At 68.4% G+C, this 16963-nt stretch carries 14 protein-coding genes; 8 read left to right on the top strand and 6 right to left on the bottom strand.

All coding sequences use genetic code 11. The features are described 5' to 3' along the window. A partial coding sequence (gene glnE, locus G3N92_RS19390) for a bifunctional [glutamate--ammonia ligase]-adenylyl-L-tyrosine phosphorylase/[glutamate--ammonia-ligase] adenylyltransferase (protein ID WP_206129147.1) occupies positions 1-2678 on the top strand: 2678 nt, incomplete at its 5' end. 54 nt (positions 2679-2732) lie between these two features. On the opposite strand, the gene recN is transcribed toward glnE, so the two are convergent. After that, the gene (gene recN, locus G3N92_RS19385; protein ID WP_206129146.1) at positions 2733-4382 is read right to left on the bottom strand and encodes a DNA repair protein RecN; all 1650 of its coding nucleotides are present in this window, start codon (positions 4380-4382) and stop codon (positions 2733-2735) included. Between the two features lie 19 nt (positions 4383-4401). After that, positions 4402-5304 carry an NAD kinase gene (locus G3N92_RS19380; RefSeq protein ID WP_206129145.1) on the bottom strand — a complete coding sequence of 301 codons (903 nt, stop codon included), beginning with the start codon at positions 5302-5304 and terminating at the stop codon, positions 4402-4404. Positions 5305-5415: 111 nt separating this feature from the next. Between G3N92_RS19380 and hrcA the strand changes: the two genes are divergently transcribed. The 3 genes from hrcA to G3N92_RS19365 all read left to right on the top strand — a co-directional run bounded on the left by hrcA (position 5416) and on the right by G3N92_RS19365 (position 8076). Further along, positions 5416-6441, top strand: coding sequence for a heat-inducible transcriptional repressor HrcA (gene hrcA / locus G3N92_RS19375; RefSeq protein ID WP_206129144.1), 1026 nt, complete (start codon positions 5416-5418; stop codon positions 6439-6441). Positions 6442-6557: 116 nt separating this feature from the next. Then, on the top strand, positions 6558-7625 hold the full coding sequence (hemH, locus tag G3N92_RS19370) for a ferrochelatase (protein ID WP_206129143.1): 1068 nt from the start codon (positions 6558-6560) through the stop codon (positions 7623-7625). A gap of 43 nt (positions 7626-7668) precedes the next feature. After that, entirely contained in the window at positions 7669-8076 is a 408-nt protein-coding gene (locus tag G3N92_RS19365) for an RNA-binding S4 domain-containing protein (RefSeq protein ID WP_206129142.1), read from the top strand. Here the strand turns inward: G3N92_RS19365 and G3N92_RS19360 are convergent. Next, complete coding sequence (locus G3N92_RS19360; protein WP_206129141.1) at positions 8048-8209, bottom strand: hypothetical protein; 162 nt, start codon at positions 8207-8209, stop codon at positions 8048-8050. The two genes, G3N92_RS19365 and G3N92_RS19360, sit on opposite strands and share 29 nt — an antisense overlap. Positions 8210-8573: 364 nt before the next feature. Here G3N92_RS19360 and grpE point away from each other — a divergent pair, with 364 nt between their 5' ends. The 4 genes from grpE to pabB all read left to right on the top strand — a co-directional run bounded on the left by grpE (position 8574) and on the right by pabB (position 14710). Beyond that, positions 8574-9128, top strand: a complete 555-nt coding sequence (gene grpE / locus G3N92_RS19355) for a nucleotide exchange factor GrpE (protein WP_206129140.1) — start codon at positions 8574-8576, stop codon at positions 9126-9128. Positions 9129-9536: 408 nt separating this feature from the next. Further along, on the top strand, positions 9537-11489 hold the full coding sequence (gene dnaK / locus G3N92_RS19350) for a molecular chaperone DnaK (protein WP_206129139.1): 1953 nt from the start codon (positions 9537-9539) through the stop codon (positions 11487-11489). 214 nt (positions 11490-11703) lie between these two features. Next, positions 11704-12840: a molecular chaperone DnaJ gene (gene dnaJ / locus G3N92_RS19345; protein ID WP_206129138.1), complete on the top strand. Its 1137-nt coding sequence runs from the start codon at positions 11704-11706 to the stop codon at positions 12838-12840. A gap of 19 nt (positions 12841-12859) precedes the next feature. Then, positions 12860-14710 (top strand): aminodeoxychorismate synthase component I, encoded by a 1851-nt coding sequence (gene pabB / locus G3N92_RS19340; protein WP_206129137.1) that lies wholly within the window; start codon positions 12860-12862, stop codon positions 14708-14710. Between the two features lie 80 nt (positions 14711-14790). Here the strand turns inward: pabB and panB are convergent, their stop codons facing one another. Genes panB through folK form a run of 3 tightly spaced genes read right to left on the bottom strand, consistent with a single transcriptional unit; the run spans position 14791 to position 16866 of the window. Next, positions 14791-15606 (bottom strand): 3-methyl-2-oxobutanoate hydroxymethyltransferase, encoded by an 816-nt coding sequence (panB, locus tag G3N92_RS19335; protein ID WP_206129136.1) that lies wholly within the window; start codon positions 15604-15606, stop codon positions 14791-14793. Between the two features lie 46 nt (positions 15607-15652). Then, entirely contained in the window at positions 15653-16336 is a 684-nt protein-coding gene (locus G3N92_RS19330; RefSeq protein ID WP_206129135.1) for a deoxynucleoside kinase, read from the bottom strand. Further along, positions 16333-16866, bottom strand: coding sequence for a 2-amino-4-hydroxy-6-hydroxymethyldihydropteridine diphosphokinase (gene folK / locus G3N92_RS19325; RefSeq protein WP_206129134.1), 534 nt, complete (start codon positions 16864-16866; stop codon positions 16333-16335). The genes G3N92_RS19330 and folK overlap by 4 nt, the downstream gene beginning before the upstream one ends. Positions 16867-16963: the final 97 nt, after the last annotated feature.

The raw sequence follows: 16963 nt of genomic DNA, 5'->3' as shown, positions 1-16963 counted from the left end.
CCGCCGCCGCGGGCGGGCCGGGCCGCCCTGTCGGCGAGGAGCCGCTGCGCCGCGCGTTGCGGCAGTTGCGCATCGAGGTGTTCGGCGCGGTGGCCGAGCGCGATCTGGCCGGGCTGGCCGACGTCGCCGAAGTCACCGGCGCGATGACCGATCTGGCCGAAGCCACGCTGCAGCGCTCGCTGGCCGTGCTGTCGGCCGAACTCGAGGCGCTCTACGGCGAGCCGCGCGGGCCGGCGGGCGAGCGCCTGACGCTCGGCGTGGTCGGCATGGGCAAGCTCGGCGGGCGCGAACTGAACGTCTCGTCCGACATCGATCTGATCTTTGTGTACGAAGACGACGGCGAGACGGCCGGCGGCACGCGCGCCGCGCTGGCCACCCAGGAATATTTCACGCGGCTCGGCCGGCGCCTGATCGGCGTGATGTCCGACGCCACCGCCGACGGCTACGTGTTCCGCGTCGACATGCGGCTGCGCCCGAACGGCGATTCCGGCCCGCTGGTCTGCAGCCTCGGCATGCTGGAGGAATACTTCTACGTGCAGGGCCGCGAATGGGAGCGCTACGCGTGGATCAAGGGGCGGCTCGTGTCGGAGCCCGACAGCGAGCCCGCGCAGCGTCTGGCCAAACAGCTCGATGCGATCGTCAAGCCGTTCGTCTACCGGCGCTATCTCGATTTCGGCGTGATCGGCGCGATCCGCTCGCTGCACAGCCAGATCCGCCAGGAAGCGCAGCGGCGCGCCTCGATGCGCCCCGACAAGGCCGACGACATCAAGCTCGGCCGCGGCGGCATCCGCGAGATCGAATTCAGCGCGCAGGTGTTCCAGTTGATTCGCGGCGGCCAGGATGCCGATTTCCGGATCCGGCCCACGCTGGCCGTGCTGGAGCACGCCGTCGCGCGCGGGCTGGTGGCCGCCGAGGTGGCCGAGCGCTTTGCCGAGGCCTACCGGTTCCTGCGCGTGATCGAGCACCGCCTGCAATACCGTAACGACGCGCAAACCCACGCGATGCCGGTCGACGCCGACGATCGCGCGGCGCTCGCCGCCTCGCTCGGCTATGCCGACTACGCCGCGCTGCTGGCCGAACTCGATCGCCACCGCAGCTTCGTCGAGGCGCAGTTCGACCAGATCTTCTCGAAACGGCTGGCCGACGAGCCGGGCGGCAACGGCAATGGCGACGAGGGCGCGTCCGCCTGGGTCTGGAGCGAGGCGCTGGCCGACGACGGCGAGGACGATGCGCTGCTCGCGCGCCTGTCGAGCCTCGGTTTCGACGATCCGGCGGCGGTGCTGGCGCGGCTGCGCGGCGTCTGGCGCTCGTCGCGCTACGCCGGGCTGCCCGAAAGCAGCCGGCAGCGCTTCGACCGCGTCGCCAAGCGCGCGCTCGACGCGGCGCCCGGCATCGATGCCGCGCACCGCGGCGACACCGTGATCCGCTTCTTCGATCTGCTCGAGACGGTCGGCCGGCGCGGCGCCTACCTGGCGCTGCTGACCGAATACCCGGCCGCGCTGGAGCGCGTGCTGTCGGTGCTCGGCGCGACGCGCTGGGGCGGCAGCTACCTGATCCGCCATCCGCAGCTGCTCGACGAACTGCTCGACGACGAGGCGATCGCCAGCCCGTTCGACCTGGCGCTGTTCAAGGACACGCTGCGCGCACGGCTGGCCGCCGCCGACGGCGTGGAACAGCAGATGGACCTGCTGCGCCACGCGCAGCACGCGGAGGTGTTCCGGATCCTGCTGATCGATCTGGCCGGCAAGCTGTCGGTCGAGCACGTCAGCGACCGGCTCTCGGAGCTGGCCGACGCCGTGCTCGACGTGACGCTCGAGGTGGTCTGGTCGCAACTGGCGAAGCGCCATCGCGACGCGCCGCGCTTCGCCGTGATCGCCTACGGCAAGCTCGGCGGCAAGGAGCTGGGCTACGCGTCGGATCTCGACGTGATCTTCCTCTACGACGATCCGGACGACCGCGCCGCCGACGTCTACACCACCTACACGCGCCGCCTGATCACCTGGCTGACCACGGCCACCGGCGCCGGCGCGCTGTTCGATCTCGACCTGCGGCTGCGGCCGAACGGCGAGGCGGGGCTGCTCGTCACCGATCTCGACGCGTTCCGCCGCTATCAGCTGCGCGAGGGCGACGGCGCGAACACCGCGTGGGTCTGGGAGCATCAGGCGCTCACGCGCGCGCGTTTCAGCGCGGGCGATCCGGAGATCGGCGCGGCGTTCGAGGCGATCCGCGAGCAGGTGCTGACCACGCCGCGCGACGGCGAGCTGCTGGCGCGCGAGATTGTGGGAATGCGCGACAAGGTGGCGGCCGGTCATCCGAACGCGAGCGCGCTGTTCGACCTCAAGCACGATCGCGGCGGGATGGTCGACATCGAGTTCATCGTCCAGTACTGGGTGCTGCTGCATGCGGCGCGCGACCCGGCCCTGATCCGCAACACCGGCAATATCGCGCTGCTGCGCGAGGTGGCGCGCTTCGGCCTGATGGACGACACCGAGGCCGAGACGGTGGGCGCCGCCTACCGGTTCTATCGCAAGCGCCAGCACCAGTTGCGGCTCGACGGCATGGAGAAGGCGCGCGTGCAGGGCGAGACGGTCGAGGCCGAGCGCGCGGCCGTGCAGGCGCTGTGGGCGCGGGTGTTCGGCGCGGTGACGCCAGCCGCGGCGGAGGACGCCGCGGGCTGAGGCCGAACGCACCGGCCGCATGAGCGCCGGCGCCGGTTCTCGGCCGCCTCGGCGTCAGGCGGCCAGCATTTCCTTGGCGTGCTTGCGCGTGGTGGCCGTGATTTCGAGGCCGCCGAGCATGCGCGCGACTTCCTCGACGCGGCTCGCGCGGTCGAGCGGCGTGACCGTCGAGACGGTGCCGCCCGTGCCGTCCTGGCCCTTGGCCACCTGGAAGTGATGATCGCCGCGTGCGGCCACCTGCGGCAGGTGGGTCACGCACAGCACCTGGCGGTCGCGTCCCAACTGGTGCAGCAGCCGTCCGACCACCTCGGCCACGCCGCCGCCGATGCCGGTATCCACTTCGTCGAAGATCAGCGTGGGCGTGAGGCTGGCCGAGCTGGCGATCACCGCGAGCGCGAGGCTGATGCGCGCCAGTTCGCCGCCCGAGGCGACCTTCGCCAGCGGACGCAACGGCACGCCCGGATGGCCGGCCACGCGGAATTCGATCTGTTCGAGGCCGTGCGCGCCGCCTTCGGCGAGCGGCACCAGCGTCACGTCGAAACTGCCGCCGGCCATCGACAACTCCTGCATCGCGGCCGTGACCGCGCCGCCAAGCGCGGCGGCCGCATCGGCGCGCGCCGCCGACAGCGTGCGCGCGTCGTCCAGATAGGCGTCGCGCGCACGGTCGGCCGCGACCTGCAGGTTGGTCAGATCGGCCGCGGCGTCGAGCGCGGCCAGTTGCTCGCGGCGCGCCATGTGTTCGTCGTGCAGCGTTTCGGGCGGCAGCCGGAAACGGCGCGCGGCCGAATGCAGCGCGTCGAGCCGCATCTCGACCTGCGCGAGCCGGCCCGGATCGAGTTCGAGCCGCTGCGCGTAGTGCGACAGCGAGTACGACGCTTCGCGCAACTGGATTTCGGCCGGATCGAGCGAGGCCAGCACGTCGTTGAGCGTCGGGTCGAGCGAGGCCAGATGGCGCACTTTCGAGAGGATCGCGCCGAGGTGCGCGAGCATCGATTCGTCCGATTCGGAGATCGCCAGCAGCGCGCCCTGCACGCCTTCGCTGAGGTTCGCCGCATGCGTGAGGCGGCCGTGCTCGTTGTTGACCTCGTCCCATTCGCCCGGTTGCGGCGCGAGCTTGTCGAGTTCGGCCAACTGCCAGGCCAGCTTCTCGCGTTCGAGCTGCAATTCGCGCTCGTGGGTTTGCGCGACCTCGATCTGATGGAGCGCGGCGCGCCAGGCACGCCAGCCGCGCGCGACGGCGGCCGCGTCGGCCGTCAGGCCCGCGTGCGTGTCGAACATCTCGCGCTGGGCGTCGGGCCGCATCAGCAACTGGTGCGCGTGCTGGCCGTGCACGTCCACCAGCATCTCGCCGAGCTCGCGCAGTTGCGAGAGCGTGGCGCTGGTGCCGTTGATGAACGCGCGCGAGCGGCCGTTGGCGTCGATGACGCGGCGCAGCATGACCACGTCGTCGGCGTCGAACGCGTGCACGTCGAGCCATTGCGCGACGCGGTCGTGCGGCGTGAATTCGGCGGTGATGTCGGCGCGCTGGCAGCCGGCGCGCACGACGCTGGCGTCGGCGCGCTCGCCGAGCGCGAGCGCCAGCGCATCGATCAGGATCGACTTGCCGGCGCCGGTTTCGCCGGAGAACACGCTGAAGCCGGTGTCGAATTCGAGATCGAGCGCGGCGACGATGACGAAGTCGCGGATCGAGAGATGGCGGAGCATGGTGAGTGGCGCGGCCGCGTCAGGATTCCGGATCGTCGTCGTGCGACGGATGTTCGTTCCAGTGCAGCTTCTTGCGCAGCGTCGTGTAGTAGCTGTAGCCGACCGGATGCAGGAACGGCACCGTGTGGCGCGAGCGGCGCACCTCGATGGTGTCGTTCAGTTGCAGCGCGGTGAACGACTGCATGTCGAAGTTCACGTTGACGTCGCGCCCGCCGATGATCTGGATGCCGACCTTGACGTCGTCGGGCAGCACGATCGGCCGGTTCGACAGCGCGTGCGGGGCGATCGGCACCAGCACGATGCCCTGCAGTTGCGGATGCAGGATCGGCCCGGCCGACGACAGCGCATAGGCCGTGGAGCCGGTGGGGGTGGCCACGATCAGGCCGTCCGAGCGCTGGTTGTACATGAAGCGGCCGTCCACCGACACGCGCAGCTCGGCCATGCCGGAGAAGCCGCTGCGGTTCACCACCACGTCGTTGAAGGCCAGCGCGTGATAGATCGGCTCGCCGTTGCGGACGATGCGCGCCTCGAGCAGCGTGCGCTCCTCGCGCTCGAAGGCGCCCGACAGCATCAGCGGCACCGATTCGAGCATCTCGGAGGCCGAGATGTCGGTGATGAAGCCCAGCCGGCCGTGGTTGATGCCGATCAGCGGGGTGCGATAGGGCGCGAGTTGGCGGCCGATGCCGAGCATCGTGCCGTCGCCGCCGAGCACGATCGCGACGTCGGCGCGCGCGCCGATTTCGGTCGGAGTCAGCGCCGGATGGCCGGCGATGCCGTATTCTTGCGCGGTGGCGGCCTCGAAGACGACCTCGAGCCCCCGCTTCGCGATGGCGGCGGCCAGCGCGGCGAGCGGTTCGGCGATGCCGGGGGTGTTGCTGCGCCCGACGAGCGCCACGGTCTGGAACTGGTTGCCGGTATTCATGGCGGCATTACACCATAGCTGGATGACGAAAAGGAACCGGCCGGGCGGCCAACTGCGGCCCGGCCCCGCAACCCTCGCGGGCGCCGCGCGCTTGCGCTAGAATTTTCGACCATGTTAGATCCCCGCGCACGCACCCTCCTGAAAACCCTGATCGAACGGTATATCGCCGACGGTCAGCCGGTCGGCTCGCGCACGTTGTCCCGGTATTCCGGTCTCGAGCTGAGCCCGGCCACCATCCGCAACGTGATGTCCGATCTGGAGGAGCTCGGCCTCGTTTCGAGCCCGCACACCTCGGCCGGGCGCGTGCCGACGCCGCGCGGCTACCGGCTGTTCGTCGACACCATGCTGTCGGTCGAATCGCCGATCGACAGCGACGCGCTCACGCGGCTCGTGCAAACCACGCTGCAGGCGGGCGAGCCGCAGCAGAAGGTGGTGGCGGCCGCCGCCAGCGTGCTGTCGAACCTGTCGCAGTTCGCCGGCGTGGTGCTCACGCCGCGCCGCAGCCACATGTTCAAGCAGATCGAGTTCATGCGGCTGTCCGACAAACGGATCCTGCTGATCATCGTCACGCCCGAGGGCGACGTGCAGAACCGCATGATGGCCACCCAGCGCGACTATTCGCCGTCGCAGCTGACCGAGGCCTCGAACTATATCAACGCCAATTTCGCCGGGCTGTCGTTCGACGAGGTGCGCCGCCGCCTGCGCGAGGAAATCGACGCGCTGCGCGACGACATGACCGCGTTGATGCACGCGGCCGTCACGGCCAGCACCGAAACGCCCGACGACGAGGACACGCTGCTGATCTCGGGCGAGCGCAATCTGCTCGAGGTGGCCGATCTGTCGTCCGACATGGCGCGGCTGCGCAAGCTGTTCGACGTGTTCGACCAGAAAACCAGCCTGCTTCAGCTGCTCGACGTGTCGAGCCACGCGCAGGGCGTGCAGATCTTCATCGGCGGCGAATCCACGCTGGTGCCGATCGACGAGATGAGCGTCGTCACCGCGCCGTACGAGGTGAACGGCAAGATCGTCGGCACGCTCGGCGTGATCGGCCCCACGCGCATGGCCTACAACCGCGTGATCCCGATCGTCGACATCACGGCGCGGCTCCTGTCGCTGACGCTGAGCGGCAACCAGTAAGCCGTCCGCTATTGCCCCGATTGGCGCGTCGGCCTTTCGCCGGGCCGCGCCGCCGGGCCACGGGCCGTCGCTATAATGAGGCTCGTTCGATCCGGTGCTCATGCACATTCCCGTTCATGCGTTTTGATCTCGAACCGCCGTCGCAACATGCGCCGGCGCGTCGCGTCGCTGTCCTGCTCGTCAATCTCGGCACGCCCGACGCGCCCACGCCGGGCGCCGTGCGGCGCTATCTGGCGCAATTCCTGTCCGATCCCCGCGTGGTGGAAATTCCGGCGCTCGCCTGGCAGCCGATCCTGCGTGGGCTGATCCTGCCGTTCCGCTCGCGCGCCTCGGCGAAGAAGTATGCGTCGGTCTGGACGCCCGAGGGCTCGCCGCTGCGCGTGCACACCGAGCGGCAGGTCGAGGGCCTGCGGCCGCTGTTCGCCGCCAACGGCTATCAGGTGATGATCGATTACGCGATGCGCTACGGCACGCCCGACATCAGCACCGTGCTCGGCCAGTTGAAGCACGCGGGCGCGGAACGCGTCCTGCTGATGCCGCTGTATCCTCAGTATTCGTCGTCCACCACGGCCACCGCGTTCGACGCGGCGTTCGCCGCGCTGGGGCGCATGCGCAACCAGCTCGAAGTGCGCACGGTGCGCCACTACGCCGACCATCCCGCCTATATTCACGCGCTGGCCGAACAGGTGCGGCATTACTGGGCCGAGCACGGCCGCCCCGATTTCGCGGCCGGCGACAAGCTGGTGCTCAGTTTCCACGGCGTGCCCAAGCGCACGCTCGATCTCGGCGATCCGTACCATGATCAGTGCCAGCAAACGGCCGCGCTGCTGATGGCCGCGCTCGGCCTCGGTTCGCTCGAATGCCGCGTCACGTTCCAGTCGCGCTTCGGCAAGGCCGAATGGCTGCAGCCGTACACGGCGCCGACGCTGCACGAACTCGGCGCGGCCGGCGTCAAGCGCGCCGACGTGTTCTGCCCCGGCTTCACATCCGATTGCCTCGAAACCATCGAGGAAATCGGCATGGAAGTGCGCGACGAATTTCTGCAGGCCGGCGGCGGCGCGTTCCACCGCATTCCGTGCCTGAACGCAGCGCCGGCCTGGATCGACGCGCTGGGCCAGATCGTCGCGGAAAACCTGCAGGGCTGGCCGGCTCGCGTGGCGGCGCCGGCCGAGACGGCCGCCTGATGCGGCCGCCCTTCATCCACGTTCACGGAGCGGGATCACACTGATGGATTACCGGATTTCGACCGAACCGGGCGCCAAGCTGCGGATCGACAAATGGCTCTGGGCGGCGCGCTTCTTCAAGACGCGCTCGCTCGCTTCGGATGCCGTCGAGAAGGGCCGGGTGCGGATCGGCGGCGCGGCCGTCAAGCCGTCGAAGGACGTGCGGGTGGGCGATCGCGTGGAAATCACGATCGAAACGGTGGTCTGGCAGGTGGAGGTGCTCGGCATTTGCGACCTGCGCGGCCCGGCCACGATCGCACAAACCTTGTATGCGGAAACCCAGGAGGGGCGGGCGAAACGGCTTGCCGAACTCGATCGGCGGCGGCATTATCGCGAGCCGGCCGCCGAGATGCACGGCCGCCCGACCAAGCGCGACCGCCGGATCATCGACAAACTTTCGAATGGCCGCTGAAGATCTGCTCGAAGGTCGCCCGCGCGCTGCCGTATTCGGTGGTGCGATCGGTCACGGCGCCCGACATGCAGATGGTGGTGGTGCCGGCCACGAGTACCAGCGCGACCACCGATATGGCAAAGGTCAATTTCACGGTACTCCCCTTGGGACGGCGAGCGGAACGGGTCCGCGATCGATGGGCGGCGGCCGGCGAGCGGTGCGCGCGCCGTGTTTCGATCGGAATGATCCGACGATTCGGGCGGCATCCGGGGTTGCCCTGGCAGCCTGAGACGCAGTGTAGTGCAGCGTCCGGGGCCGATCCAGTCGGGGCTCGGTAACGGTTGTTACGGGCGGTTTCGAGCCGGTTTGGCCCGCGCCGGCACAAATCGCCGAAAGACCCTCTTGAAATTGTTGTTTTCGGCCCTACGTGGGCTCCTGTTGTCCGGCAGGCAGGCCGCTGGCCTTGTCCGCAGCGTGCCGCCGGGCTGGCTTTCATTCACCCAATCGATTTCAGCGACATGGAAAACACGCAAGAGAATCCGGCTGCTCAACCGGCCGACGAAACCGGCCGCGACGCGCAGGCCGCTCAACCGGCTCAAGCCGACGTGCCTCAGGCCGCCGAAGCCGACGCCGCGCTGGCCGAAGCGCAAGCCAAGGTCGCCGAGCTGCAGGAGCACTTCCTGCGCGCGAAGGCCGAAACCGAAAACGCGCGCCGCCGCGCGCAGGAAGACGTCGCCAAGGCGCACAAGTTCGCCATCGAAAGCTTCGCCGAGCACCTGCTGCCGGTGATCGACAGCCTCGAGGCGGCCGTCGGCGATACGTCGGACGACGTCGCGAAGATCCGCGAAGGCGTCGAGCTGACGCTGCGCCAGCTCAACAACGCGCTCGAAAAGGGCCGCGTGAACGTGATCAACCCGGTGGGCGCGAAATTCGATCCGCATCAGCACCAGGCCATCTCGATGGTGCCGGCCGATCAGGAAGCGAACACGGTCGTCAGCGTGTTGCAAAAGGGCTATACGATTGCCGACCGCGTGCTGCGTCCGGCGCTCGTCACGGTCGCGCAGCCGAAGTAACGCAGTCAGCAGAAAGGAAGGCGGCGCGCCCCGAGCGCGCCCCTCAGGTTTGGGGAGGCCGGTAAAAACCGGCCGGCGGCGCGTGGGTCCTGATCCGCGCCGCGATGAAGCCGGTTCGCCTGCCGCGAACCGCAAGGCGATGCCGCCGGCTGGCCCGGTATGGATCGCCCCGCGCGTCGTTTCCTCGCTTGCCCGTTGTCGTTTATCGGGGTCGGATTATTCCGGCCCTCGATCGCTGTCCGGCCGCGCGCCGTCGGCGATTGAAAAAATTGAATAGCCGCATCGCGTTCGGGGTCTTGAAAACGGCGCGGCCGCACCTATTTCGTGTGCAGAGTTGAATTCGGCGCGGCAAACCGGGAAAAAGCCCCGAAAAGCCGCAGCAAACAGCGTTTCTGGAGATTACGAAAAATGGGAAAGATCATCGGTATTGACCTCGGCACCACGAACTCGTGCGTGGCCGTCATGGAAGGCAACCAGGTCAAGGTCATCGAGAATTCGGAAGGCACCCGCACCACGCCGTCGATCATCGCTTACATGGACGACAACGAAGTGCTGGTCGGCGCGCCGGCCAAGCGTCAATCGGTGACCAACCCCCGTAACACCCTGTTCGCGGTCAAGCGCCTGATCGGCCGCCGCTTCGAAGAGAAGGAAGTCCAGAAGGACATCGGCCTGATGCCGTACGCGATCGTCAAGGCCGACAACGGCGACGCCTGGGTCGAAGCGCACGGCGAAAAGCTGGCGCCGCCGCAGGTGTCGGCCGAAGTGCTGCGCAAGATGAAGAAGACGGCCGAAGATTACCTCGGCGAAACCGTCACGGAAGCCGTGATCACGGTGCCGGCGTACTTCAACGACAGCCAGCGTCAGGCCACCAAGGATGCGGGCCGCATCGCCGGCCTCGAAGTCAAGCGGATCATCAACGAGCCGACCGCGGCCGCGCTCGCGTTCGGCCTGGACAAGGCCGAAAAGGGCGACCGCAAGATCGCCGTGTATGACCTGGGCGGCGGCACGTTCGACGTCTCGATCATCGAAATCGCCGACGTCGATGGCGAAATGCAGTTCGAAGTGCTGTCGACCAACGGCGACACGTTCCTCGGCGGCGAGGATTTCGACCAGCGCATCATCGATTACATCATCGGCGAGTTCAAGAAGGAGCAGGGCGTCGATCTGTCGAAGGACGTGCTCGCGCTGCAACGCCTGAAGGAAGCCGCTGAAAAGGCGAAGATCGAACTGTCGTCGAGCCAGCAGACCGAAATCAACCTGCCGTACATCACGGCCGACGCATCGGGTCCGAAGCACTTGAACCTGAAGATCACGCGCGCCAAGCTGGAAGCGCTGGTCGAGGAACTGGTCGAGCGCACCATCGAGCCGTGCCGCATCGCGATCAAGGATGCCGGCGTCAAGGTGTCGGACATCGACGACGTGATCCTGGTCGGCGGCCAGACGCGCATGCCGAAGGTGCAGGAGAAGGTGAAGGAATTCTTCGGCAAGGATCCGCGCCGCGACGTGAACCCGGACGAAGCCGTCGCGGTTGGCGCGGCGATCCAGGGCCAGGTGCTGTCGGGCGACCGCAAGGACGTGCTGCTGCTCGACGTGACCCCGCTGTCGCTCGGCATCGAAACGCTCGGCGGCGTGATGACGAAGATGATCAGCAAGAACACCACGATCCCGACCAAGCACGCTCAGGTCTACTCGACGGCCGACGACAACCAGGGCGCCGTGACGATCAAGGTGTACCAGGGCGAACGCGAGATGGCCGCCAGCAACAAGGCGCTCGGCGAGTTCAACCTGGAAGGCATCCCGCCGGCCCCGCGCGGCGTGCCGCAGATCGAAGTGACGTTCGACATCGATGCGAACGGCATCCTGCACGTCGGCGCGAAGGACAAGGCCACCGGCAAGGAAAACAAGATCACGATCAAGGCGAACTCGGGCCTGTCCGACGCTGAAATCGATCAGATGATCAAGGACGCCGAAGCGAACGCGGCCGAGGATCTGAAGCTGCGCGAGCGTGCCGATGCCCGTAACCAGGGCGACGCGCTGGTTCACAGCACGAAGAAGGCGGTCGCGGAATACGGCGACAAGCTCGACGCGGGCGAAAAGGAAAAGATCGAAGCGGCGCTGAAGGATCTGGAAGACGTGCTGAAGGATCACGCGGCCGAGAAGGAAGCGATCGACGCGAAGGTTGAAGCGCTGTCGACGGCCTCGCAGAAGCTCGGCGAAAAGATGTACGCCGACATGCAGGCGCAGCAGGCAGGCGCCGCGGCAGCCAGCGGTGCGGCCGGTGCGGAAGGCGCCCACGCGGGTGCCGCGAACGCGGCCGACGACGTCGTCGACGCCGACTTCAAGGAAGTGAAGAAGGACTAAGTCGGGCCGCGGCCGTGCCGCGCGGCACGGCCGCCACCGATTCGATCCGTCACTGCCGGACGGCCCGGATCACCCTGCGCCTGGCGGGCCTCGCGGCCCTCCGGGCACATTTGTTTTATAGCGGGACGGTGCGCCAGCGCCGTTCTACAGGTCGCAAGACTTTACTGGAAGCGAGAGGAGCCGCTCGCGCAACGCGTGTAGCGGCATTACCGATATGGCGAAACGGGATTACTACGAGGTTCTGGGCGTCGCGAAGAACGCGAGCGACGACGAAATCAAGAAGGCATATCGCAAGCTCGCGATGAAGTACCACCCCGACCGCAATCCGGACAACAAGGATGCGGAAGAGCGTTTCAAGGAGGGGAAGGAAGCCTATGAAATGCTCTCGGACGAACAGAAGCGGGCCGCGTACGATCAGTACGGCCATGCGGGCGTCGATCCGAACATGGGCGGTGCCGGCGCACAGGGCTTCGGCGGTTTTGCCGACGCATTCGGCGACATCTTCGGCGACATCTTCGGTCAGGCCGCGGGCGGCGCCGCGCGCGGCGGCCGCGGCGGCCCGCAGGTGTATCGCGGCGCCGACCTGCGCTACAGCATGGAGATCACGCTCGAACAGGCCGCGCACGGCTACGAGACGCAGATCCGCGTGCCGAGCTGGGTGTCGTGCGAAGTCTGTCACGGCAGCGGCGCGAAGCCGGGCACCAAGCCCGACACCTGCCCGACCTGCCATGGCCAGGGCTCGGTGCGCATGTCGCAAGGCTTCTTCAGCATCCAGCAGACCTGCCCGAAGTGCCACGGCACCGGCACCTACATCCCCGATCCGTGCGCGCACTGCCACGGCTCGGGCAAGGTGAAGGAAACCAAGACGCTCGAAGTGAAGATCCCGGCCGGCATCGACGACGGCATGCGGATCCGTTCGGCAGGCAATGGCGAGCCCGGCATCAACGGCGGGCCGTCGGGCGATCTGTATGTCGAGATCCACATCAAGTCGCACTCGGTGTTCGAGCGCGACGGCGACGATCTCCACTGCCAGATGCCGATCGCGTTCACCACGGCTGCGCTGGGCGGCGATATCGAAGTGCCGACGCTGGCCGGCCGCGCCTCGTTCCCGGTGCCGGAAGGCACGCAGTCGGGCAAGACGTTCCGTCTGCGCGGCAAGGGCATCAAGGGCCTGCGCTCGAGCATCGCCGGCGATCTCTACGTGCACGTGCAGATCGAAACGCCCGTCAAGCTGACCGATTCGCAGCGCGATCTGCTCCGGCAGTTCGAGAAGTCGCTGGCCGAGGGCGGTGGCCGTCACAGCCCGCAGGGCAAGAGCTGGTTCGACCGCGTGAAGAGCTTCTTCGAGTAACACCGACGATCTTGTCAGCATGACTACCGTGAAAGAGGGCGCGCCGTTCGCGCTCCTCGACGACTGCCACTCGACCGCGTCCGCGCGGTCGAGTCGTTTGTATACGCGCTACGCGCACGAACGGACGTGTACCGATCCCGCGCAACTCGATGCCGTCTGCGCGGCGGTGCAGGCCGATCTCGCGAGCGGCCTGCATGCGCTCGTGCTCGGCGATTACGCGTTCGGGCGCAACCTCGAGCGCGGGGTGGCCGGCGCCGAGCCGTTGCGTTTCCTGTTGTTCGGCGAGCTTGCGATGCTGTCGCGCGACGAGGCCGACGCCTGGCTGGCCGCCGCCGACAACGGCGCGGCCGAGCCTTCCGCGGCCGGCGTGGCGCGCCTGCGCAAGAGCGTCACGCGCGCCGAATTCGACGCCGCGATCGATGCGATCCACACGGCCTTGCGCGCCGGCGATTCATACCAGGTCAACTACACGTACCGGCTCGGTTTCGACGCCTACGGCTCGCCGCTCGCGCTGTACCGGCGGCTGCGAGCGCGGCAGGCGGTGCGCTACGGCGCGCTGGTCGCGTTGCCCGACGCGCGCTGGATCGTCTCGTGTTCGCCCGAGCTGTTCGTCGAGAAGGCGGGCGAGCGGTTGCGCACGCGGCCGATGAAGGGCACCGCGCCGCGTTCGGCCGATCGCGACGCCGACGCGCGCGCCGCCGCCTTCCTCGCCAGCGACGCGAAGAACCGCGCCGAGAACGTGATGATCGTCGACCTGCTGCGCAACGACGTCTCGCGCGTCGCGGTCACGGGCTCGGTGCGCGTGCCGGCGCTGTTCACGATCGAGCCGTATGCGTCGGTGTGGCAGATGACCTCGACCGTCGAGGCCGAGGCGCGGCCCGACGCCGGGTTCGCCGACATGCTGCGGGCGCTGTTCCCGTGCGGCTCGATCACGGGCGCGCCCAAGCACGCCACGATGGCGCTGATCGATACGATCGAATCGACGCCGCGCGGGCTGTACACCGGCGCGCTCGGCTGGCTCGACGCCGCGCCGGCCGGCAGCGCGTGCGGCGATTTCTGCCTGTCGGTGACGATCCGCACGCTGACGCTCGACGCGCCGCGCGCGGACGGCTGCCGGCCCGGCGCGATGGGCGTCGGCGCGGGCATCGTGCTCGACAGCGTGGCGGCCGATGAATATGTGGAGTGCGAATTGAAAGCGCGATTCCTGACCGATGCCGACCCCGGCTTCCAATTGTTCGAAACGATGCAGGCGACGCGCGCCGATGGCGTGCGCCATCTCGATCGCCATCTCGCGCGGCTCGGTGCGAGCGCCGAGGCGCTCGGTTTCGAGTTCGATGCGACGGCCGTGCGGGCGCGGATCGACGCGCACGCCGCCGCGCTCGATGGCGACGGCCCGTATCGCGTGCGTGCGGCGCTGTCGAAGGATGGCGTGCTCGCGCTGACGGGCGCCGCGCTCGCGCCGCTGGCCGCGCCTGCCGTGACGGTGCTGCTGGCGAGCGAGCACGGCTTCGCGCCGATGCATTCGGCGGACTGGCTGCTCGCGCACAAAACCACGCGCCGCGCCGAGTACGATCGCGCCTGGCGCGAGGCCGAAGCGGCCGGTGCGTTCGACATGCTGTTCGTCAACGAGCGCGGCGAGCTGACCGAAGGCGGCCGCAGCAACCTGTTCGTGCGGCTCGACGGCCGCTGGGTCACGCCGCCGCTGGCCAGCGGCCTGCTGCCGGGCGTGATGCGCGCGGCGCTGCTCGACGATGCCGGTTTCGGCGCCAGCGAGCGCGTGCTGACGCCCGACGATCTGGCGCGCGCCGACGGCCTGTTGATCTGCAACGCGTTGCGCGGTCCGGTGGCGGCGACGTTGCGGCGCGGCTGAGCTCGAACGCCGTGCCATGAAAAAAGCGCGACGCCCGTTTCGGGGCGTCGCGCTTTTTCATGCGCTGCGAAGCGTCTGCGTCAGAACGAATGCTCGGGCCCGGGGAAGCTGCCGTCCTTGACGGCGCGCACATAGGCTTCGACCGCCGCGAAGATGCTCGGCTGGCCGTGCATGAAATCCTTCACGAAGCGCGGGCGCTTGCCGGGGAACACGCCGAGCATGTCGTGCAGCACGAGCACCTGGCCCGAGCAATTCGCGCCGGCGCCGATGCCGATCGTCGGCGTGGCGATCGATTGCGTCAGCTCCGAGGCGAGCAGCGTCGGCACCGCCTCGAGCACCATCAGCTGGCCGCCGGCCTGTTCGAGCGCCTTCGCGTCGCGCAGCAGTTGCGCCGCGCCGGCTTCCGTCTTGCCCTGCACCTTGAAGCCGCCGAACGCGTGCACCGATTGCGGCGTGAGCCCGAGGTGCGGGCACACCGGAATCGCGCGCTCGACCAGGAAGCGCACCGTGTCGGCCAGCCATTCGCCGCCCTCGAGCTTGACCATCTGCGCGCCCGCGCGCATCAGCTTCACCGAGCTCTCGAACGCCTGGGCCGGCGTGCCGTAGGTGCCGAACGGCAGGTCGGCCACGATCAGCGCGCGCGGCTGGGCGCGTGCGACGCAGGCCGTGTGATAGGCGATCTCGTCGAGCGTGACGGGCAGCGTGGTGGTCTGGCCTTGCAGCACGTTGCCGAGCGAATCGCCGATCAGCAGCACGTCGACGCCGGCGCGATCGAGCAGCGCCGCGAAGCTGGCGTCGTAGCAGGTCAGCATCGCGATCTTGTCGCCGGCCTCGCGCATCTGCTGCAGCTTCGGCACGGTAACGGCCGGTCGGCTCGATTCCTGGAGATAGGTCATGGGGAGATCCGGTTCGTGAGGAAACACGGGCGGCCGCCGACGCGCTTCAGCGGTCGGCGCCGCCCTTGACGAAGGATTCCTTGCGGCCGCGCATGGTTTCGATGCGCGTCATCAGCAGTGCAAGGTCGTCAGGCGAGTCGAGCGGATTCAGGTGTTCCGCCGCGACGGTGAGGACCGGCGTGCGGTCGTAGTGGTAGAAGAATTCGTTGTAGGCATCGCACAGCGATCGCAGGTAGGCGTCGCCGATCTGCAATTCCATCGGGATGCCGCGCTTCTGGATGCGCGCGTACAGCACTTCGGGGCTGGCCTGCAGATAGACGACCAGACCGGGCGCCGGGGCCGGCACGTCGATCCGTTCGGCGAGCGTGCGATACAACTGCCATTCGTCGTCGCCGAGCGTGAGCCGCGCGAAGATGTCGTTCTTCTGCGGCATGAAATCGGCCACCAGCGCGAGGCCGGCCGATTGCGCCGCGGCCAGCTCCTGCGCCTGCTGCGCGCGTTGCAGCGCGAACGACAGCTGCGCCGGCAGCGCGTAGCGCGCGCCTTCGCGGTAGAAGCGTTCGAGAAACGGGTTGTCCTGCGGGCGCTCGAGCAGCGTGCGCATCGCCCAGCGTTCGGCGATCAGTTGCGCGAGCGTGGTCTTACCGACGCCGATCGGCCCTTCGATCGCGATATGGCGATGCGGCGGACGCGAATCGGGCGGCGTGACGGTCAGCGGCGTTGCGTTCATTGGCAGCGGCTTTTGTCGTTCGCGGCCTTCATCGCCATCAGGCATTGGCAGGTCTGGACCTTCTCGATGCGCTGATCGGCCACGGCCGTGAGGAACGCCTGGGCGCTGCCGTGGATCGGAATCGCGAGCGCCGGATCGAGCTCGATCAGCGGCACCAGCACGAACGCGCGGCCCGTGAGGCGCGGGTGGGGCACCACCAGGTCGGGTTCGTCGATCGTGTGGTCGCCGTACAGCAGGATGTCGATGTCGAGCGTGCGCGGCGCGTTGTGGAACGGCCGCTCGCGGCCGAAGTGGTGCTCGATCTGCTGGCACAGCTTCAGCAGTTCGCGCGCCGGCAGCCGCGTCTCGATCTTGACCGCGCAGTTGTAGTAATCGTCGCCGCCCGCGTCGATCGGGGCCGTGCGATAAAGGCTCGATTTGCCGAGCACGGTGACCGCGCCGCACTGCTGCGCGAGGCAGACCACCGCATCCTTCAGTGCCTGGCGCGCATCGCCGAGATTCGCGCCGAGACCGAGATAAGCAACCGTCATGGCATCCACTTCCTGCGTCGTCCGGCGGCTCAGTCGTCCGCGTCCGCTGCCGGCGGCGCATCCGCAGCCGGTGCGGTGCCGTCGCCGGGCCGCCGGG

The organism is Burkholderia sp. Ac-20379, from assembly GCF_017104645.1.
Lineage (GTDB): Bacteria > Pseudomonadota > Gammaproteobacteria > Burkholderiales > Burkholderiaceae > Burkholderia.
The sequence above is the reverse complement of the archived record's forward strand: the minus strand, read 5'-3'. Positions and strand labels throughout refer to the sequence as shown.